Raw genomic sequence first — 20,210 nt, 5'->3', positions numbered from 1 at the left:
AGCTCCCGCCGCCCGCCTTGTCAATCGGAGCGTCGGGGCATAGAGCGCCAGCCCATGTCAAAGCTTGCTCCAAAACCCTGGATCGACGCGATCGCGCCTTATGTGCCGGGCCGTTCGACCACCGATGACGGCCGTAAGGTCTCCAAGCTCTCGTCGAACGAAAATCCGCTCGGCACCAGCGATCGGGCGCGCGCCGCTTATGCCTCCGCGGCCGCTACGCTCGACCGCTATCCCGATGCCTCGGCTTCGGCGCTGCGCGAGGCGATCGCGGTACAGCACGGGCTCGATCCGGCGCGGATCATTTACGGCACCGGATCGGACGAGATCCTGCATCTCGCGACCGGCGCCTTCGCCGGGTTGGGCGACGAAGTGCTGTTCGTCCGCTACGGCTTCTCGGTCTATCCGATCGCGGCGCGCCGCGTCGGTGCCGAGCCGGTGGAGGCCGACGACAAGGATTATGCGACGGACGTCGACGCGCTCATCGCGCGCATCACGCCGAAGACGCGCGTCATTTTCGTCGCCAATCCGAACAACCCGACCGGCACCTTCGCGGGCAAGGCCGAGATCGCAAGGCTTCACGCCGCAGTGCCGGCCGATTGCCTGCTGGTGATCGATCAGGCCTATGCCGAATATCTGGAGGCCGGGGAGGATGATGGCGCGCTGGCGCTGGCGATGACCGCGTCGAACGTGCTCGTCACGCGCACCTTCTCGAAGATCTACGGGCTGGCGGCGGAGCGGATCGGTTGGGGCTATGCATCGGCCGAGATCATCGACGCGCTCCACAAAATCCGTGCGCCGTTCAACGTCACGACCGGCGGTCAGTCCGCCGCGATCGCGGCTGTCGCCGACACCGCCTTCGTCGACACGAGCCGCGCGCATAACGCCAAGTGGCTGCGCTGGTTCGAGGATCAGATTGCGGGCCTGGGCAATGCTGGGCTGCGCGCGGTGCCGAGCAAGGCGAACTTCTCGCTGGTGCTGTTCGAGGGAAAGCTGACCGCCGAAGTCGCACTCAAGGGGCTGATGGACGCGGGCTATATCGTTCGCTGGCTGCCGGGGCAGGGGCTGCCCAATGCGCTGCGCATCACGATCGGCACTGAGGATGAAGTGAAGGGCATGATCGCGGCGCTGCGCAAGCTGGTCGAGAACGCCGGCTGATGTTGCCCTTCGCGCGCGTCTCGATCATCGGCCTCGGGCTGATCGGCTCCTCCGTGGCGCGCGCCGTCCGTGCGACGATGCCGACGGTGCGCATCACCGGCTATGACGGCGATGCCGATGTGCGCGCGCGCGCCGACGCGCTCGAGTTTCTCGACGACGTCGCCGACACGGCGGGCGCGGCGGTGATCGATGCCGATCTGGTGATCCTGTGCGTGCCCGTTGGCGCGATGGGTGCGGTCGGGGCGGAGATTGCGGCCGATCTGCCCGCCGATGCGATCGTCAGCGACGTCGGTTCGTCGAAAGAGACGATCCTCAACGCGCTCACCGCCGCGCTCCCCGGCGCCACGATCATTCCTGCGCACCCCGTTGCAGGCACCGAGAATAGTGGCCCGGAAGCAGGCTTCGCGACCCTGTTCAACGGTCGCTGGTGTATCGTCACTCCGCCCGAAGGCGCCGATCCGACCGCGGTCGAGCGCGTGATAGCCTTCTGGCAGCGGCTCGGCGCCAATGTCGAGACGATGGATGCCAAGCATCACGATCTCGTCCTCGCCGTCACCAGCCACCTGCCGCACCTCATCGCCTACACGATCGTCGGCACTGCTTCCGACATGGAAGAGGTGACGCGCAGTGAGGTGATCAAATTCTCGGCCGGCGGCTTCCGCGATTTCACGCGCATCGCCGCGTCGGATCCGACGATGTGGCGCGACGTCTTCCTGACGAACAAGGATGCGGTGCTTGAGATGCTTCAGCGCTTCTCGGAGGATCTGACCGCGCTACAGCGCGCCATCCGCTGGGGCGACGGCGATCAACTGTTCGATCTGTTCACCCGCACCCGCGCGATCCGCCGCTCGATCATCGAACAGGGTCAGGACGACGCCGCGCCCGACTTCGGCCGCTCGCACTAAGCCGTTTCGAGCGCATTGATCGCGGCGTGTACCCGCGCTTCGATCTCGTCGCGTTTCAGGCCGGGGGGGATGATCTCGCCCAGCCGCATCGTCACCACGCCGGGGCGTTTCAGGAAGCGATTGCGCGGGGCCACGCGCCCGCTGTCGAGTGCCACCGGAATCACCGGCAGGCCGAACGCCTTGTAGAGCCCGGCAAAGCCCGCCTGCAGCGGCGGCTGGTCGCCCGGCGCGACCCGTGTTCCTTCGGGAAAGATCATGATCGAACGGCCCGACGCCTTGGCCACCGTCGCCGCCTTCAGCATCGCCCGCAACGCGGTGGCCGAACCGGCGCGATCGACGGCGATCGATCCATATTGGCGGGTGACGCTGCCGAATAAAGGTATGGTGGTGAGCTCGCGCTTCAGCACGGCGATCGGCGCATGGCCGATCAGGATCAACTCGATCGTCTCGTACATCGACTGATGTTTGGAGGCGATCAGGTACTGGCCGGGCGGAAGCGTCCCTTCGACGCGGGTCTCGATTCCCACCAACACGCGCGCGCACCAGCGATGGAAACGGGACCAGATCATACCGGCGACGATCCGATCGCGCGACACGACCGGCATGATCAGAACCGCCCACAAGACCATCAGCGCCGTGCCGACGTAAAAGGCGAAGGCGAAGGCCGCCGATCGGATGAACGTGATCATATTCCTACCAACGCCGCCACCCGCCGCAGCAGATATTTGTCATATTCGCGAACAAGCAGGACGAGCCCCGGCTCGCTCGGCACCGCATCGGGCACGATCGTGACCCCGTCGATGGCATCGCTCAGGTCGAAACGCCCGCGCGTCATGTGCCAGTCGGAAGTGATGAGCCGGATCGATCTGTAGCGGTTCGCCTTCACCCAATCCGATGCCTCGGTCGCGTTCGAACGGGTGTCGACCGATTCCTGGCCCAGATCGATGCAGCAATCCATGAGCCGCACCGGCGCCTTGAACTGCTTGGCGAATTCGTGCGGCTTCACCCGGCGATCGACCCCCGAGACGAGCAGACGCCTGGCGCGCCTGGCCTCGAGCAGCTTGATCCCGCGCTCGATCCGGCCCGACGCACCCGTCATCACGACGATGCCGTCGGTTACCACCTCGTCGGGCGCCGGCTGCGGCAGGAACAGGGCGAAGATCAGGAAGCCCGCCATCCACAGCACCGCGCCCAGGCCGATGATCCTTACGATCACAGCCGTCGCCTCAAAGATGCGAGAATGGTCATGCGGGCCGCGAACATGGCCAGCACGGTGCCTGCGATGGGCAGCAAAGCCAAGAGACCCCAGGCCGCGACCGGCAGCCCGATCGTGCCGAGAAGGTCCGATCCGACCGCCACGATCCGCTCACCGACCGTGACGATGACGAGGCTGGCAAGCAGCAGGCCCACCATTCCACCGGTCAGCGCATCGAGCGCGATGCGGCGCTGGAACAGCGATGCGATCTGCCCGTCTGTCGATCCCAGCAGGTGCAGCACCTCGATCGTCGAGCGGTGCGTATTGAGCGCGGCGCGCGCCGCGAGGACGACGGTGAACGCGGCCGCCGCCGCCATCATCAGAACGAGCACGCCCGCCAGCCAGCGCAGCGAGCCCATGAGGCCCGCCAGCGGCCGCAGCCATTGCGCATGGTCATCGATCCGCGCCGCAGGGCTGATCCGCATGGCCAGCGCGCGGACGGCGGCGGGCGCGTTCCCCGGCGCGGGCGCAAAGGCGATGTCGATCATCGCGGGGACGGGCAGATCGGTGTCGGCCAGCCCGCCGCCCAGCCAGGGGCGCAGCAGCTCGGTCATCGCCGCATCGCTCACCCGGTCGACGCGGGCGACGCCGGGCACCGCCTTTGCGCCGGCAATGATGCGCGCGGCGGCAGCGTCGCGGCGGGCCTGGTTGGCGTCGACGATCTGGATCGTCACCTGCGCGGTCAGGCTCCGGTCGAGCGAATTGGCCGCGAGGCCGAGCGCGAGGCCGGCGGCGGCGGCCAGCACCATCAGGAACATCATGATCGCGATCACCCACGGCATCGGCCCCGACGGCCAGCCTTCGGGCAGCAGCCGCCGTGCGGCGCGGCCGCTGACCCACTGATCGTGTCCGCCCGCCATCAGCCGCGCCTCGGCGGATAACGCAACATGCCGGTGGGATCGGCGATATGTCCCTTGTCGAGCCGCATCAGCTGCGCACTCGGCACGCGGGGGACGAGGTGCAGGTCGTGGGTCGCGACGAGGATCGTCGTGCCCAGCTTGTTGAGCGCTTCGAACAGGTAGAGCAGCCGCTCGGCCATTTCGGGATCGACGTTGCCGGTGGGTTCGTCGGCGACGAGGATCTCGGGGCGGCCGATCACGGCACGGGCGATCGCGACGCGCTGCTGTTCGCCGCCTGACAGCGTCGGCGGCTTGGCATTGGCGCGGCCGGACAGGCCCACCCACTCGAGCATCTCGCGCACCGGCTGATCGATGTCGGCCTCGGCGACGCCGTTCACGCGCAGCGGCAACGCGATATTCTCATAGGCCGACAAATGCGGGACGAGGCGGAAATCCTGGAAGACCACGCCGATCCGCCGGCGGAAGCCGGGCATGCGCTGGCGGGGCAGGGTCACGACATCCTCACCGAACATGCGGATCACGCCCCGGCTGGGCCGCTGCGCGAGATAAATCAGGCGCAGCAGGCTGCTCTTGCCCGCGCCCGAAGGCCCGGTCAGGAAATAGAAGGCGCCCGCCGCAAGGCTGAAGTTCAGGTCCGACAGCGTCTCGACCCCGCTGCCATAGCGAAGGCCGACATTGTCGAACTGGACGATGTTGCCGGCATCCGCCGAAACCATAAGGGAGGGAGCCTCGTTCCTGTGCCTGCCAGCCCATGACATAGCGGTTGCGGCGCGACAATGCTTGCAGAGAGTCTGGGCTTGCGGGTGAGTCAGTGGCGGGTCTAGGGTGATGTGCAGATGATCATTTCCTGCCCGGCGTGCAATACGCGCTACCTCGTTCCCGACACCGCCGTCGGCCCGACCGGCCGACAGGTTCGCTGCGCCAATTGCCGCAACAGCTGGTTTCAGGAGCCGCCCGAGCTCGATCTGGCCCAAACGGCAGCGCCCCCCACGGCCCCCGTGCCCGCCGCGCTGCCCAACCCGGTGGTCGCGCCTCCGCCCGCGCCGAGCATGCCCGAGCCTGAGGTTGTCGCCAATTATGGTGGCGACGCGGCAACAACGCCCGATCCGGTCACCACGTCGATCGCGCACCGCCGCCCGCGCCGCAACACGACCAAGCTGTTCACGATCATGGCGGCGATCATCGCGCTGCTGCTGCTCGCCGCGATCGGCGCGGTCTTCGCGATCGGGCCGGATATGCTGGCGAAGACGGTGGGCATCACGCCTGCGCCCGAACCATTGTTCATCAAGATGACGCGCAACCCCGATCGACGCGAGACCGCGAGCGGCAACGAACTGCTCGTCGTCGCGGGCCGCATCGTCAACCCGACCCAGACGACCCAGACGGTGCGCGACATCCGCGCCGAGCTGCGCGATACCCAGGGCAAGACGGTCTATAGCTGGACGATCACGCGCCCCGTCGCGACCATCCCCGCAGGCGGATCGGCCGACTTCGACAGCGCCGCGGTCGATATCCCGCGCGGCGCGAAGAACCTTCATCTCAGCTTCGTGGGGCCCACCGGCGACTGAACCGGATCGCTTCTCGCCGGTTAGGATCACGGACGAGGCGAAGGAGCATATATGCGGATCGGTATCCTGACGGGCGGCGGCGACGTGCCGGGGCTCAATCCCTGTATCCGGTCGGTGGTGCTCTCCGCGCTCGATCGCCAGTGGGAGGTCGTTGGTTTCCGACGCGGCTGGCAGGGTTTCCTCGAAATCGATCCGGCCGACCCACAGAGCGTCGCCACCCACACCGTCGCACTCGATCGTGAGGCGGTGCGCGGCATCGATCGGGTCGGCGGCACGATGCTCCACACCTCACGCACCGATCCACGCACCGTGAAGGAAGGCGACAGGACGAAACATGTCCTCGATGTCCTCGACAAGCTCGGCGTCGACGCGATCATCACGTTAGGGGGAGATGGCACGCTGCGCTTCTCGGCGCATCTGTCCGAACAGGGTTTCCCGGTCATCTCGATCCCCAAGACGATGGACAACGACGTGTTCGGGACCGACTATTGCATCGGCTTTTCCACCGCGATCACCCGCTCCGTCACCGCAATCAACGCGCTGCGCACGACAGCCGAAAGCCATGAGCGGATCGCGGTGGTCGAACTGTTCGGGCGTCGCTCGGGCGAGACCGCCTTGCTGTCGGGCTTCCTCGCGCAGGTCGATCGCACGGTCATTTCCGAAGTCCCGATCGATCTCGACCGGCTGATCCCGCTGCTCGTCGAGGATCGGCTGAGCCGCCCTGGCCGCTACGCGATGTGCGTGATCTCGGAAGGCGCGACGATCGCGGGGTCGCAGAGCGCAACCGACGACCGCGCCCTTTCCGCCACCCAGCGGCAGGCCGAGGCGGTCGGCGGGCGGCTGGCGCGTGCGATCGAGGACAAGACCGGGCAGGGCACGATCGTCCAGCAACTCGCATACCTCATGCGTGCCGGCGAGCCCGATGCGCTCGACCGGATGGTCGGCTTCGCCTTCGGCGCCATGGCGATCCAGATGATCGGCAGTGGAGAGACCGGACGCATGCTCGCGCTGCGCGACGGCAATTATTGCGACGTGCCGATCGACACGCTGCTCAAGAGCACGAAGACCGTCGATGTCGACGCGCTGTACGATCCCGAGACCTATCGCCCGAAGCTCATTCACATCCGCGGCATGCCGATGTTTCTCTATTGATCCGAAAGGTTGTTGCGTCCCCCCGATCGCTTTGCTAGGGGCACCCGCCTACCAGCATCCCGGCCCGCCGGGATCCTACTGGGTGTGCGGCCATGGCGGAATTGGTAGACGCGCAACGTTGAGGTCGTTGTGGGCGAAAGCCCGTGGAAGTTCGAGTCTTCTTGGCCGCACCACCCAGTCGTAAGTAGTTGAAATGGAATGAGATTTATCCCGAAAGGGAGAAATTTTTGCCCTTTTTCCGTGGCTTTGCAGTCGTCGGGAACGACGGTGCAGACGATTCAGTCTCTAATCTCACCAAATTGGGTCGCCCTAACGTCGGCAGTCTCTGCGGCGAAAAATTCTGACTGCAAGATCGTTGTGATGTGGTCGGGATATTGTGGCCGAGTGAGAGCTAGACCGTAGAGTCTGAACCGAACTCTCCACTACACCGGCGAGCTGAGGCGCTCCGCAGAAATCGCCCATTCTGGCCTTGATGCATGTTGTGGTGATGGAGACGGGGAAGTTCGCGTAGCTGCGTGGGCACCACCCAGTCGTAAGTAGTTGGAATGGAATGAGATTTCTCCCGAAAGGGAGAAATTCTTGCCCTTTTTCCGTGGCTTTGCAGTCGTCGGGGACGACGGTGCAGACGATTCGGTCTCTAATCTCACCAAATTGGGTCGCCCTAACGTCGGCAGTCTCCGCGGCGAAAAATTCTGACTGCAAGATCGTTGTGATGTGGTCGGGATATTGTGGCCGATTAAGAGCTAGACCGTAGAGTCTGAAACGAACTCTCCACTACACTGGCGAGTTGAGGCGCTCCGCAGAAAATCGCCCATTCTGGCCGTGATGCATGTTGTGGTGATGGAGACGGGGAAGTTCGCGTATCTGCGTGGGCACCACCCAGTCCTTAGTGACAACTGGAATACGGGGTTCTTCTGCTAGGGCAGCAGGAACCCCGCAGTTCCGCGCGCTTCTCGTTGGTCTGGTTAGCGGGTGTGGTCGGAGACGGCTTGGTTTCCAGTTTTAGCGCATGAAAAATGGGCGCCGTCTCCGGCGCCCATTTCGCAGACTGCAGGTGGGTTCAGCTCACGCCGAGTAGTCGCCGCTGGTCAACCCATGCAATCGGGAGCTTCACCTCCAGCAGCGTTCCTGATGAAAGTTTCGCAGGTTGCTTCCCGTCCAGAATTGCCTGGACGATATCGGGTGCGAGGTAGCTGATGGTAAAGAGCTGGCGTAGGCGGGTCCGGCATCTACCGGTCTGCCTGCCGATGCTGTTGAGCGAATGGTCGGGCATGCTCAGAATTAGGTCACGCGCCGCCCTCGCCTCGGAAAGCAGAGAGATGAGTTTGACGTCGCGTGCGGGCGACGGAACCGAGGGCACCTCCTGGCCGGGAATGATCAGCCGAACCTCGTGACCTCGTCGCACCCGTGTTGCGCTGGTTTCGATCTCGATCAGGCCTTCGTCTTCGGTCGCACCACCCACTAAACCGCTAAGGGTGGCCCGGCGACATCGAACGTAGATAGCATTCTCACCAAGGCGCACGTCGTTGATCATACTCCGAAGCAGTTCGTTGCGTTCTGTCGATGGACCGGACGTCAGGCGCGTGACAGTTGCTGCGGCGTCGCGAAGCGCAATCGCAAGCACCCGGGCACCCGATGTGTTGAGCAGGCCCTGGATATTGTGCGGGCTTCCCAGATATTCCGCGATGCAGGCTATGACGATGCGCTCGACATCGTGCGCGGGAGCGCGCCACGCCGGATCACCGTCAGTGACGAGGTGAGGACGAGTCACATAATATCGGTAGCGGCGAACACTCTTGCTGGCCTGAGCAGGTGTCATTGACCTACCGAGGCCATCATGAATGATGCCAACGAACAAGGATGAACTGGAGCGCCGATCGGAACCTCCAGACGTTGCCCTGGCGTCCAGCTTGCTCTTCACCGCCTCCCAAAGATCCAGCGGCACGATCGGCTCATGCTCGCCAGGATAGGCGATGCCTTTGTGGACGATCTCGCCGCGATAGATGCGGTTGCGCAGTAAGTGGAACAGCGTCCCGCGCCGAAAGGCAACGCCGCCTCTATGCGGTCCGCTGGCCCTTTGCTGTACCTTGGTGAGGTAACCTTCCTTACCGAGAGCGTCGGCCAGTTCCTTTACCGATTGCAGCTTGAGATAGCTGCGCATGATATGACGGACGAGTTCAGCCTCGGTCTCGTTCACGACCAGCTTACGCTCACGCACGTCGTAGCCGAGTGGCACGGGGCCACCCATCCACATACCCTTTCGCTTCGATGCCGCGATCTTGTCGCGGATGCGCTCGCCGGTCACCTCGCGCTCGAACTGCGCGAATGACAGGAGCACATTCAGTGTCAGGCGTCCCATGCTGGTTGTCGTGTTGAACGCCTGGGTCACGCTCACGAAGCTGGCACCCCGCGCATCGAGCACATCGACGATCTTCGCAAAGTCGGCGAGGCTGCGGGTAAGGCGGTCGACTTTGTAGACGACGATGACATCGACACGGCCGGCTTGGATGTCAGCCAACAGTCGCTTCAGACCTGGCCGCTCCATATTGCCACCGGAGAAAGCTCCGTCGTCATAGGCCGCATCGACAAGCTTCCAGCCCTCGTGACGCTGGCTGAGAATATAGGCTGCGCAGGCCTCGCGCTGCGCATCGAGACTGTTGAATTCCTGATCCAGCCCCTCGTCGGTTGATTTGCGCGTGTAGATTGCGCAGCGAATGACTTTGCCGTCAGCCATGATCGGTCAGTCCGAAGAAGCGCGGACCCGACCATCTGGTCCCGGTGACCTCCGAGGCAATCCTGCTCAGCGAACTGTAGCGTCTGTCCTCGAACACGAAGCCCTCGTCGGTGACGGCGACACTGATCGTGCGACCCTGCCAGCTCCGGATCAGCTGGGTGCCAGCGCTTAGTGTTTTGCGCATGGGCGGTTTTTCGACCGGTTGCGCGGCTGCTCTGGCGAGTTTGCGATCCATTCGGTTTCCGGCATCACGCCGATCCTGCAGGGCGAAGGCAATTCCCATCCGCAGCAGGTCAGGCGCAATATTTGGGGGAGGGGTACCGCAGGCACGCGACCATTCCCGCTGGAGATCGTCGGGGCACATCGCCTGCAGTCGACTGAGGTCCACTGCGCGCATTAGGCTACCACCTTGATGCTGTATCTGGTAACGCCGTCCGCGGATCGCTTCCCGAGATCGTGCCCCTTCTTGCGCAGGCCGGTTAGCGCCGCGCGGGTTGTGTGCGACAGCCAGCCCGTTGTTTCCATGATCTCGATTATGCTAGCGCCGTTATCACGCTGTAGCAGGGCAATGACCTCGGAGATCTTGCTACTGGCACGCGGAGGAGTTGCTGTGCTGGTCGGCGGCATTGCCTGCGCCGTTGCGCCGTCAATAAATGAGCGCCCGTCATCGCTGATCCTGACGCCGTAGAGGATGTCATCTGCCTGGCGCCACGATCGCGGTTTCTCGGTAACAATGAATTCGGTTGCTAGCCCGACCTTCAACAGAGCTCCGACGGCGCGACGGATGCGGTCGGCACGTGTGCCAATGCTCTCTGCAGGTGGAAGAAGGCTACCGTCTTCGCGCGAGGCCGCGGTCGAAAGCAGGACGAGCTGCATGTCGGTAAGCTTAGTCATGATCGTCTCCGGTGGGATGCCGCACATTGCCGCTCCCACCGGGCAGAGCCCCGTCAGTCAGCGCTGTCGGGGCAGCAGCCTGCTTTCAGCGGCTGCGATCGTGACAAGCACCAATGCTCGGGTGTGAAACGAAGTCGAGAGAAATTTGCGTTGCGGCACGAAAGGGGCCGTATGACAACTGGCGGCTTCTGACGTGAAAGCCGTGAGTAGCGGACATTCCCACAAGTCAGCGGCATCGTGGAGAAGCATAACGCTAGCATCACGCCGTCCTATTAAACGGGAGCAATCCGCAGTCCGTGAGTCGCATCAAGTTGTCTCAGACTTGCGATGGTCAGAGACTGCGCGGCGAATTGATCGCGTGCACCTTGAGCAGCACCCCCAACTCTCGCGCTCGGGTCTTCAGATCGTCAGGCAGATCGCGTTCGGTCAGCAGTATCGTGCGTACCGCGACCGATACCGGGCTTTCCTGCGCCGCGATCACCGCGCGGTATTTAACGCATTGATAAACGCCGCGCCGCAGATCGTCGTCGGTCGACAGCGTCGACTTGACCTCGACCGCGACGAACGATGTGCCATCGGTGAACAGGACATCGATCCGGTCGCCCGACAACAGCCCCTTCTCGGGCGTGCCCTTGAAGGCACGCGCGAGTCCGAGCGCGACCGGATTCTTGACCGCCCAGTCCTTCAACTTCTTATGCTCGGGGCTTTCGCCTTTGCCGATCGGGCGATCGGTTTCCGCAGGCTTGCCGTCGCGCTCCTTGTAGCGCTTGGGCTTTGGCGCTTTGGGCGGCGCGGCGCCGAATAGTGTCATGTAGAGCGCGCACCAACCTGGATAGCGGCGCACTTCGGCACGCACTTCGGCGACGACTTGCAGCTTGCGGCCGCGCGGCAACTTGTCCCAGGTTCGCTCGCCCTCACGTCTTAGGCGGCGGTTGTAATACCCTCCGAACCCCTTGCCCGGGATGCCGTTCGGTCGCGTCACCAGCGCGTTGATCAGCGGGGCTTGCGCGTCTTCTTCTTCGATCAAGTCCATCATCGTGCCCGCGACCGAGCCGATATGGGTAGGAAATACGCGCGGGATCTTGAGTTTGGTTTCTAAGAGGCGCGCGATCGCGCCGTAGGTGACGAACGGCTCGTCGCCGTCACGGATGTGCTGAAGCAGAAGCGCGAGCGCATAGCGCGCGCCGCGTCGGGCGAGCCGATCGACAGTATACGTACTCATGTGCGCCGCTTGGCAGGCGCAAGCTTGATAGCGACGCCGCGCTTGACCGCGATCTCTTCGAGGAAGGCCGCAAGCGCGAAATCATTCTCGAAGATGTCCGGCGCGACGAGGCCGGTATCGCCGGAAAAGCAGTCGAGTACGTCGCGGAACTGCTCGGCCACATTGCGGCCCTGGAGATATTCGGGGTGTACGTACTGCTGCTTGAGCACTTCCGAAGCCGGCACGACATGCGTGCCGCCGGCGCCGTAGACCCAGACGAACGCCCCCTTGTCGGTCCGCGCCAGCATCTTGCCGCATTGGTCGAGCAGGTTCTCCTGCTCCTCGCTGTCGCTTGTGCGGAGCGATGTCTTGATGATCCGCTTGGCCTTCTTGGCTTGGACCAATAGCCCCTTCGACACCACGAAAGGTGCGCCCGGCGTTTCGACCCGGATGCCGATATAGAGGTCGGCGCCGCTCTTGTGCTCCCACGACTCGCGTCCGCGATCGGGGAAATCTTGGGCAACTACGGTGACGCGGTAATTGTTGATCGCCACCCCATCGAGCCGTTTTTCGAGCGCGGAGGCCACGCGACTCGAGATCGGCGGTTCCTGCGCGCGCCGGGCCATCTGGCTGGTGACAGCGCCATCGACGGCACCGCGAATGAGCTCGGCGAGCATGTCGCGGGTTACGCTGTCACCACGAAGCAACTATGCGCTCCTCATCGCAGGCTGCAATCGAGGTTTGGAAACCTGCTTCCTCAATCTCGATTTCGACGATGCCTCTCACCTCTTCCTCCTGTGCTTCATGCTTGTTCAATGAACGTTGTTACAGCAACTTACCAAAGGGATTACCACATCACGTCGGACGTTATCGCCGGCTGGCTCGTTTACTAAGATCTGCCATACATTCGAGCGGCGTCGTATGAACGCAATTTGGGCCGTTAGGCGACTGACAGCTTTTGAGAAAGCCAGTGCGAAAGCGAAAGTTCGCTTAGCCTAAAGAGGTCTGTCACATCACTGAACCTCAACTGTCAGAACCATGAACAGGCGGCGCGGCAAGCCTGTTGCGCGCGAGATTCGTCACACTATCCAGCGGTGACTACGGGCAGGCGCGAGCTTCAGACCTTCTCGATTAGATGCACCTCGACCGGAAACCCCATCAGTTCGATGCGGCCAGCCGCCGCCCGCAAGCTGACCTTGCTGAAAAACGGCAAGCCGAGCTTTTTCGAGCGCTGATAGCGATGACGCATGACGCCGTAGATGACCTTATAGTTGGCAGCCACCGGTTTCGACCTGCCATCAGGAAGCAACAGTTCGAACCCCTTCTTCCCTGCCGCCTTTTGCCGGACGATCGCTGCGTTTCGCATCGATTTGCGAAACGTTTCGTCACGGACAAAAGACTCCGCTGCAACTACGCCTTGGTTCCACAAATGACTGATCGGAGCCGAGCCATGGCCATCCTTCAGATGAATAAATGCCTTGCTGCGCGATAAGAAGTCGCATGGCTCGAGATTGGCACCGGGAGCGCCTGCCGGGGACGACTTGACCTTGTCCAAATTGAGCAGGTCAGGATCTTTATCAAGCTCAGCGATAAGTTCTTGCTCGTTGAGCGCGGCGGTGCTCGCCACCAAAGCTACCGGCGCCAGTAGCTTCTGAAAGTCCGCCTCAACACTAGCGAAAAACTTGTCTTCGATACAGTACCAGTCGCCGGCGAAGAGCACATACGTCCTCCCAAGGTGCACGGCTTCGAAAACGAAGCAGTCATAGAGGCGCTCGCGGCGCTGCTTGCTGCCCTGCCCGTCGATCACGACGCGAATTTCCTGACTTGGCTTGATGTCCGCCATGCTCTTCAGCTCGTTCGGCTTACCGGCGCTGAGTTCGGCGACATAATCTTCGATCGTCAGCTCGCCATAGCCGGTTTTGGCGCCGGGCCGGAAGCCAGGCCCGAAATAGCCGATCTCATGAGTTGCTTCAGGATCGATGATCTCGGGGATGGTGAGATGCAGGTCGGACGGCTTGCCGACCAGCAAATGCTGGATCTCGGCGAAAACCAGCGCGTCGAGCGCATCGATTAAATCGGCTTCACGAACCGGGGCGATCTGGTCGATGAAACTGTAATCCTTCTTATAATCGGTCGCCTCGAACAAAGTTAGCGCTGCCGCACACTTCGTCGAGATCTCGTCGGCCGACATTTTCGCGGTCAGCATGAGCGCGTCCTTACCCGACAGCGAACTGGCGAAGTTGGTGTCAGTCGGTACACCGCCGGCAAGCCGCAGCAAGTCATGCTCGGTATCGATGCCGAAATCGCCGAGATCGGATTTGCGGCTGGCCTGAACGCGCTTTTGGAACGAGGTCGCCTCGAGCGTTGCGACGTCGAGATTTTTAAGGTCCGCCCTGGCGATGGAATTAAGCGCGACCTTCAGTCCGAAATTGCGCTCGAACGCATCGGCGTGAAGCGCGAGGTGACCGCCGCCAAACGCGAGCGCAAATGTGCGCGCCCCCGCTACCGACACAACGTCGAGAAATAAAACGGCCGCACAGCTCTTGTTGCGCAACTGTAGCGAGCCATCGGCGGAGAATTGGTTGACGAGCTCGAGCCAGGGCGGCGGCATGTCGTTGGACTGCTCGTAGAACAGGCGGCCGGTTCGGGTGGGATGTTCGGTAAGGCCACGGCTGTCGCGAACCGCGTCAGCAACGGTCCGGTCTTTACGGAGCAAGCGCAATGATATGGTGCGCGTTGACACTGTCGCGGTGGTCTTCGCCATGGGAACAGCTTTGGCCATTGCCCTCTCCAACCTCACAGCGCCGCACGAGGAAAAAAGATAGGGATCGTTACGGCTCCGATCAACCTATCTGGAGCATTTGCATCCGATATGGAGACTTTGTCTTGGTGCGGTCTCGCTCAGGCAGAGGGATTAGGCCAATCGCTGACTGACAGCTTTCGGAGCCAAGAGCGTAAAGCCGGCAATCGCTAAAACAGTGTGTGCTACCTAGATGCGGAGCCTGGCCTTCATCGTCACGAGTTCTCTTGCGCTGAGGCTCTCTCTGTTGCCATTCTGGATCTATAGATAATCCTCACAGAAAAATCGGAAAGCCGACGCACTAGTATATGCTGCATAACGTTGATGCGCGTCGTTTTTTTCAGGATCAGCGAAATCGCACACCGATTTCATTGAGAACACCCGAGGCTGGGGTTCAGGACTCTCCTGTCCAGCAACAAAAACGCCGTAGGTTTCCATTTCGACGCCTAACGTTTTTCGATGTTGCGATCTGATCTCTTCGACGAAGGCCTCATCCTCGACAACGGCTGCTCCTGAAGCCACTGGCCCAATCTTAATTGACAGTAAGCTGTTGCGGCGCTCGCCCGCCCATTCTCGCCGTATCTTGTCCATAAGCGCCGCGTCCTGCGACATTCGAGTTAGCTTCCCGCGAAGAAAGGGATCTAGCCCAATTTGATGGGGGGCGGATGCGAAGGCAGCGACACCCGTCTTTGAGGAACGCTTCCCACTTCCGTAGTCCCAGCTCGGATCAGCGACTACGACGTCGCCCAACTCACACTCGCCCCGAATGCCGGCGAGGATCCCGATCATAGCGAGATACCGTGGGCGGAAGGTGTGGATCATTTTCGTTGCAAGGACGCCAGATGCCTGCATGCCCATTCTCGGTGCCGCCGCGGCGAACACCTCTTTGCGCTGTTCACCTCGCATAAACCAACCATGGTGATAGGTCGTGGGATCTGACGCGACCTCATAATGGGTCCAATGCCATGGGAGGTCTAGAAGGGCCGCGAGTTCTGGCGAAGCAAGCGCGGCCACAACGCAAACGTGGGCATTCGGTATATGCAGCCCGTTCGAACCTTCCGATTGCACGACAGCGCGGCGAACGAGGCGCTTGAGCCGGTCCGACCATGCCGTGGAGGAAGCATCATACTGAACGACTTGAAGAAGATCAGCTTCGAAGCGTGGTTTTACAGCAGAAAAGACATCTTCGTAGGCTGTCAGACCCACGATTTGGGCCGGTGTTTCGAAGATGTCACGCTCGGTAATCTCACTGAGCAGATCGAGGCCCGACCGCTGATCTGGTGTCTCGTCGGTGTGCGCCGGAATATTAATGTCGAGAATGAGAACTTCATAACGAGTGGTGCGAAGGAGCCGCTTAGCGGCATTGGCGTCCCGCGCGTCCTGGATCATATCGCGCGTTATGCCCGCCACCTCGAGAAGGCACACTGTAACGCGCCGAAGTTTCTCGGCATCATCTTCGACAACAAGGATTTTCAAGCTTCGGCTCCTGCTGAACCATCGCCATCGAGGGCTACCTCGCAGGCAGTCCGCAGCCGTTCCCGCCAGCCGTGAATCGATGCATGGTAGTAGACTGCGCCGCGATAGTTGACTGCATGTTCTCGGTTCAGCTGCGCATCTAGCTCGACAAGGTTGAGCGATTGCGGGGGCTTTCCAAAGGTTTCGAATTGAGTGACGACGACGACTGGCGTCCGGATGTTGAAACGATCCATTTGCTTTAGAAACTCGCGACCGCCGAAACTATGTGTCGTACCTCCGCCGGGCTCGTCCGGACCTGCCTCGTAATTTGGTAAGGTCATGTCCAAAAGAATGAGGTCGAAGGCCTTCGTTCTTACCTGTCTAAGGCCGGACTGTAGCGAACGAGACTCCTCCAATTCGGCAAACGGATAGGTCTCACGCACGAAACGGTCGAGTTGCACCCGCTTATTTTCGTCGTCCTCAACGATGAGAAATCTCACCGACCGACCTCCATGTCTTTCATACGTACCCGCATCTCCAACGAGACGAAAAACTCTCCATTGTCGAAGCCAAAGTCCAGTTTGCGCCGACCGTCCTCGCTTTGCCGGCGATTAATGAGCATGTGTAATTTGATAAGCCCCGTGCCGCCCTCCGATCGCATCGCGCGTTCGAAATCCCCGTCTGCGATAGCTTTTCTAATTTTTTCGACGCGAGCCACGGCGTCGTCGGAACATGATTGGGGCTCCACTTTGTTACGCGCAGTTAGGTGAAGCATGTCTTCACGTTCCCGGACCTCAATAGCTATCTCGGGACGAGCCCCCTTGCCGGAATGCCGTCGCACATTGTCGAAAAGTATGAAGAAGATGTCTGAGAACAGCGTGAGACCGTTCCCAAACGGTGGGAGCGGGTCAAGATCCTTTTTGACGTCTGGGTTAAAATCGTGATGGATGGCAGTGACGCACTGCAATCCGACGTCGATCAGATCGCCAATGGGGAAGGCTGGCTCCGAGATCGGCTGCGATAGGCGGAACCAGTCCTTCACGATATCCAGAGCTTGGATTGCAGCTGTACGGGCAGAACGAATCGCTCGTTCTAGATCTGGTATGGCGATGCCTTGCACGATACCCTGCATATCTTTCTCCAAGTCAGCGAACAGGTCGTGCACCTCTGGCTTGAAGAACCCATCGATCATACCACGAACGCTAACGAGGGAGGCGTCGACCGACTCCCAGAACAACTCCATTGCGCTATCGAAGAATTGATCGAAGGTTACCCCGACATTGATGTGAGCGATCCACACACGAAATCTGACAGCTTTGAGGTTCATGCTGAAAAGGCCGTCTGGCTTGTCAGAACTGCGCACCTGAATCAGTTCACTCGCCATGCGGCTAATCAGCGCATCGTAGTCCGCCGAGAACTTCGACAGCCGCGCGCTCGCAGCTTCTCGAGTCTCAACATCGAGCTCGCCAAACTGGTCAGCCCAATATCTATTAACCTCATATTCGTCAGTGCCGGCCGCCCTTTGCGTTATGAGGTTTTCCACTTCCACCGGGGTCCGAAGCTGACCGGATAGTGTGCCGTGACGGATTCGCATACTAAGGTAGCAGTCTAAACCGTGCTCCGGGCTGTTGGTGCTTTCCGAGAATAGCCACCGCACCATGTCTTTGAGTAAGTCACTCGCTTCGTCGTCCGGAACGTAGAGCACTTTGGCAGGTAGAGGCGTGCCGGTCAGCGCCTCTTCCAGAGCCTTGCCGATCTCCCCGTCGTCCGCACCCATGCCGGCGCGGCTGAGCGCCAGATATCGTTGAAACGTCTCGCGATGCCGTTTCTCGAAGCCGCGCTTAATGGCAGGAACATCGACAAAGATCTTGCTCCGCTCGACCTGCCTGACACCACGATTTATCAGTTGAGTTCTTGTGACCTCGCGCAGTTCATCCTCGTAGGTTTTGGCGGAATCGGGGTCGAGTTTCACGAGAAGCGACAGAACCCGCTTTCTCTCTTCCTCGAGTTCTCGCGTCCCCTGAAACGCTGACGACATCTGCATCACCGCTGGCACACACAAGTTCCTCAGGTAGTAGATAAGTAGGGAGCGATCGAACTCATCTTCATGCCCTTCAAGCTGTGAAGGCCTTTCTATCCCATTGGCCAACAGGAAGTCCTCATACGCATAGCCACGCACGTCATCGAGCGTGTCATCGAAGCGTTGCGAGAAGAGGTCGAGAACAATGGCAACAGAGACATCGCCGGCCATGCGCCTCCGCACGTCTCGATCAAGACGCTTCGCGCAATCCGCCAACGGCATAAGCCGGGCGAGTGCTGTGTCCGCTACGCAGCTATTAGCAATTAGATTCGTGAGCTCGACGATCTGACCAGTCTGAAGCAGGGAGAACCCTACAGCACGGCTGACCCTGCGACGACGCATGTAATCCGTGTCGATCGGCATCTGATCGGCCATGCCCAATACCGCCTCGTAGTCCTCTCCGTTCATGGCTTGGTCAATTTGAGCTTCAAGCAGAACGTCAGGAGGCAACAGCTCAGGCGGAAGACTGCCAACCTGCACCATTCCGAGATTGGCGCGCACAGCTTCACTCGCCAAGGTCGGCGATCCAACCGCGGCCTCGGCGACACGATTTGCAACTGTCTGGGACAGAGTCCGCGACGGCATACGGCTAACGTCGGAGGGTCGGATTAAGTCACCGTAAGCGAAAGCGAAGGCATCGTGGGACTTGTTGCCACTCAAAGGGCTTTGCGCTTCCTTCCAGAGTGCAGCGGCGGTCCAGGGCGAAAAGCCTTGTAGCCGATGATTCAGGATATCTATCAGCAGCTTAGCTGCTGCCGCATCCGCATCGTCGTTGAAGGACATCACGGACACCATTTGGCACACTATCTCGTCCGCAATACCTCCGGGTGTTAGTTCTTGGCCTACATTGACAGAACAGGCACGAAGGCGAGCAAGGGTTAGCCACGACGAGGCGTCGGCGGGTCGATTGCGCAGGATCGTCTTCAATGACGAAATAGCGGATTCCTGATCACCGACGAGGTTCGCATCCTCTGCGAGTACGACATCGAGATCTGCCGCATCTAGCCAATCCGCCTGTCCAGACAGTAGGAAAGCGGTACGACTTAGACGCTTGTCAGCGATTAACCGTGCGAGCTTTTCTACCTCGGGGTTGAAGGCCTGCCTGACGGCCTTATCGACGCCGGAACCAGCCCATGCGCTCAGTCTGACAAAAGTTTCATAATGATCCACGAGGGCGGCACTCGACTCGTATCGTAGTACTTCTGCAAAATCGCGAGGTGAGCGGGGCGCCTGGTTCGCAAGGCGGAATAAAAGATAGGACGCGAGGTCGCTCGCGTTCTCCCACTCACCCATAAGGTCTTGAAGATGTTGAACGTAACGAAAGGCCGTCGTGCTTGGTTCGTTTCGACGACTAAGATGGTAGGCGAGAAATGCGATCACATCATTCCTAGCACGAGCATCTTGTATCGACGACGCGAAGGCTTTCTGAGCCTCGAGTCCGTCCGTGCGCTGGATAAGCGCCAACCTAGTCTCGATGAGCCACAGCGACACGCCGAATTGTTCTTGGATCTGTGAGAGGAGCCTGGCGCAATCATCCAAGCGGTTACGAATCAAAAGGGCTTCGTACTCCAATGCCTCTTGGCGAAATTTCGATAACGTAGAAGCATGTATCTGAAATATTGCGCCCGCCCACGCGATCTCGCGCGCTAATGACGTCGAAGCGAGCGTACCGCTGCGCCATAGTTCAGATACGGTCTTAGGAAAGTGATCGAAGACTAATCCAATTCCCGCGCGCTTAACGGTAGGGAGCCACCTTACGAAAGCAGCCATTTCAGACGCCGGCACCATAGGCCGAGCTTTCGAGAGCCCTGATCTCGGGCTCTTTGCACCTCGGAGTTGGTTTTGCGCAGCCTTGAGTTGAGCAGTGGAAGGAGCGGTTTTTTGGCGCGTCATTATATTCCGTCAGGTATACTTGAGAACACCGGCTCGCCTCACGCTATTGCTGCGTCTAAGCCGGCACGCGATGCTCTTTTTTCTGTCTCTCGTTTCAAGCCTGAGCCGCCCGGCTTCGGCTTGAAGAAGCAGCGTCAGTTGCGCGCTCGAGTAGGATGTTGAAAAAGGGTAACTCACGCAAGAGTCCAATTAAGTAGGTTGGGATTAGGCGCCATACGTGGCCTTGGGCCAGCTCGTCCTACCCCGGCCTGCGAAGGC

General features: G+C 60.9%; 17 protein-coding genes and 1 tRNA gene. 5 read left to right on the top strand and 13 right to left on the bottom strand.

Features of this window, described 5'->3' with window-relative positions; genetic code table 11:
* The first annotated feature begins 54 nt into the window (after positions 1-54).
* Positions 55-1,155 (top strand): histidinol-phosphate transaminase, encoded by a 1,101-nt coding sequence (hisC, locus tag FYJ91_RS13470; protein WP_149522787.1) that lies wholly within the window; start codon positions 55-57, stop codon positions 1,153-1,155.
* Positions 1,155-2,060 carry a prephenate/arogenate dehydrogenase family protein gene (locus FYJ91_RS13465; protein ID WP_149522786.1) on the top strand — a complete coding sequence of 302 codons (906 nt, stop codon included), beginning with the start codon at positions 1,155-1,157 and terminating at the stop codon, positions 2,058-2,060. The genes hisC and FYJ91_RS13465 overlap by 1 nt, the downstream gene beginning before the upstream one ends.
* On the opposite strand, the gene FYJ91_RS13460 is transcribed toward FYJ91_RS13465, so the two are convergent.
* Genes FYJ91_RS13460 through ftsE form a run of 4 tightly spaced genes read right to left on the bottom strand, consistent with a single transcriptional unit; the run spans position 2,057 to position 4,891 of the window.
* Complete coding sequence (locus FYJ91_RS13460; RefSeq protein WP_149522785.1) at positions 2,057-2,749, bottom strand: lysophospholipid acyltransferase family protein; 693 nt, start codon at positions 2,747-2,749, stop codon at positions 2,057-2,059. The genes FYJ91_RS13465 and FYJ91_RS13460 overlap by 4 nt on opposite strands.
* Positions 2,746-3,276 carry a YdcF family protein gene (locus FYJ91_RS13455; protein ID WP_181008510.1) on the bottom strand — a complete coding sequence of 177 codons (531 nt, stop codon included), beginning with the start codon at positions 3,274-3,276 and terminating at the stop codon, positions 2,746-2,748. The genes FYJ91_RS13460 and FYJ91_RS13455 overlap by 4 nt, the downstream gene beginning before the upstream one ends.
* Positions 3,273-4,175, bottom strand: a complete 903-nt coding sequence (locus FYJ91_RS13450) for a cell division protein FtsX (RefSeq protein WP_149522784.1) — start codon at positions 4,173-4,175, stop codon at positions 3,273-3,275. Before FYJ91_RS13450 ends, FYJ91_RS13455 begins: the two co-directional genes overlap by 4 nt.
* On the bottom strand, positions 4,175-4,891 hold the full coding sequence (gene ftsE, locus FYJ91_RS13445; RefSeq protein WP_149522783.1) for a cell division ATP-binding protein FtsE: 717 nt from the start codon (positions 4,889-4,891) through the stop codon (positions 4,175-4,177). The genes FYJ91_RS13450 and ftsE overlap by 1 nt, the downstream gene beginning before the upstream one ends.
* Positions 4,892-5,011: 120 nt before the next feature.
* Between ftsE and FYJ91_RS13440 the strand changes: the two genes are divergently transcribed.
* The 3 genes from FYJ91_RS13440 (at position 5,012) to FYJ91_RS13430 (ending at position 7,068) form a co-directional block, all read left to right on the top strand.
* Positions 5,012-5,743 carry a zinc-ribbon domain-containing protein gene (locus tag FYJ91_RS13440; protein WP_149522782.1) on the top strand — a complete coding sequence of 244 codons (732 nt, stop codon included), beginning with the start codon at positions 5,012-5,014 and terminating at the stop codon, positions 5,741-5,743.
* A gap of 51 nt (positions 5,744-5,794) precedes the next feature.
* Positions 5,795-6,895: a 6-phosphofructokinase gene (locus tag FYJ91_RS13435; RefSeq protein WP_149522781.1), complete on the top strand. Its 1,101-nt coding sequence runs from the start codon at positions 5,795-5,797 to the stop codon at positions 6,893-6,895.
* A gap of 86 nt (positions 6,896-6,981) precedes the next feature.
* Positions 6,982-7,068: transfer RNA gene (locus tag FYJ91_RS13430), tRNA-Leu, on the top strand.
* 887 nt (positions 7,069-7,955) lie between these two features.
* On the opposite strand, the gene FYJ91_RS13425 is transcribed toward FYJ91_RS13430, so the two are convergent.
* The 9 genes from FYJ91_RS13425 to FYJ91_RS13385 all read right to left on the bottom strand — a co-directional run bounded on the left by FYJ91_RS13425 (position 7,956) and on the right by FYJ91_RS13385 (position 19,631).
* A complete protein-coding gene (locus FYJ91_RS13425) occupies positions 7,956-9,629 on the bottom strand; it encodes a recombinase family protein (RefSeq protein ID WP_149522780.1) in 1,674 nt (557 codons plus the stop codon).
* Positions 9,622-10,026, bottom strand: coding sequence for a DUF2924 domain-containing protein (locus tag FYJ91_RS13420; protein WP_149522779.1), 405 nt, complete (start codon positions 10,024-10,026; stop codon positions 9,622-9,624). The genes FYJ91_RS13425 and FYJ91_RS13420 overlap by 8 nt, the downstream gene beginning before the upstream one ends.
* Entirely contained in the window at positions 10,026-10,523 is a 498-nt protein-coding gene (locus FYJ91_RS13415) for a DUF3489 domain-containing protein (protein ID WP_149522778.1), read from the bottom strand. Before FYJ91_RS13415 ends, FYJ91_RS13420 begins: the two co-directional genes overlap by 1 nt.
* A 331-nt stretch (positions 10,524-10,854) precedes the next feature.
* On the bottom strand, positions 10,855-11,745 hold the full coding sequence (locus FYJ91_RS13410) for a hypothetical protein (RefSeq protein WP_149522777.1): 891 nt from the start codon (positions 11,743-11,745) through the stop codon (positions 10,855-10,857).
* Positions 11,742-12,431 carry a hypothetical protein gene (locus FYJ91_RS13405; RefSeq protein ID WP_149522776.1) on the bottom strand — a complete coding sequence of 230 codons (690 nt, stop codon included), beginning with the start codon at positions 12,429-12,431 and terminating at the stop codon, positions 11,742-11,744. Before FYJ91_RS13405 ends, FYJ91_RS13410 begins: the two co-directional genes overlap by 4 nt.
* A gap of 410 nt (positions 12,432-12,841) precedes the next feature.
* Positions 12,842-14,488, bottom strand: coding sequence for a DUF6119 family protein (locus FYJ91_RS13400; RefSeq protein ID WP_149523363.1), 1,647 nt, complete (start codon positions 14,486-14,488; stop codon positions 12,842-12,844).
* Positions 14,489-14,785: 297 nt separating this feature from the next.
* Complete coding sequence (locus tag FYJ91_RS13395; protein WP_149522775.1) at positions 14,786-16,000, bottom strand: phosphorylase family protein; 1,215 nt, start codon at positions 15,998-16,000, stop codon at positions 14,786-14,788.
* Complete coding sequence (locus tag FYJ91_RS13390; protein ID WP_149522774.1) at positions 15,997-16,479, bottom strand: response regulator; 483 nt, start codon at positions 16,477-16,479, stop codon at positions 15,997-15,999. Before FYJ91_RS13390 ends, FYJ91_RS13395 begins: the two co-directional genes overlap by 4 nt.
* Entirely contained in the window at positions 16,476-19,631 is a 3,156-nt protein-coding gene (locus tag FYJ91_RS13385; protein ID WP_181008509.1) for a HAMP domain-containing histidine kinase, read from the bottom strand. The genes FYJ91_RS13390 and FYJ91_RS13385 overlap by 4 nt, the downstream gene beginning before the upstream one ends.
* Positions 19,632-20,210: the final 579 nt, after the last annotated feature.

This window comes from Sphingomonas montanisoli, from assembly GCF_008274695.1.
Lineage (GTDB): Bacteria > Pseudomonadota > Alphaproteobacteria > Sphingomonadales > Sphingomonadaceae > Rhizorhabdus > Rhizorhabdus montanisoli.
This window is presented reverse-complemented; position numbering and strand designations above follow the sequence as displayed.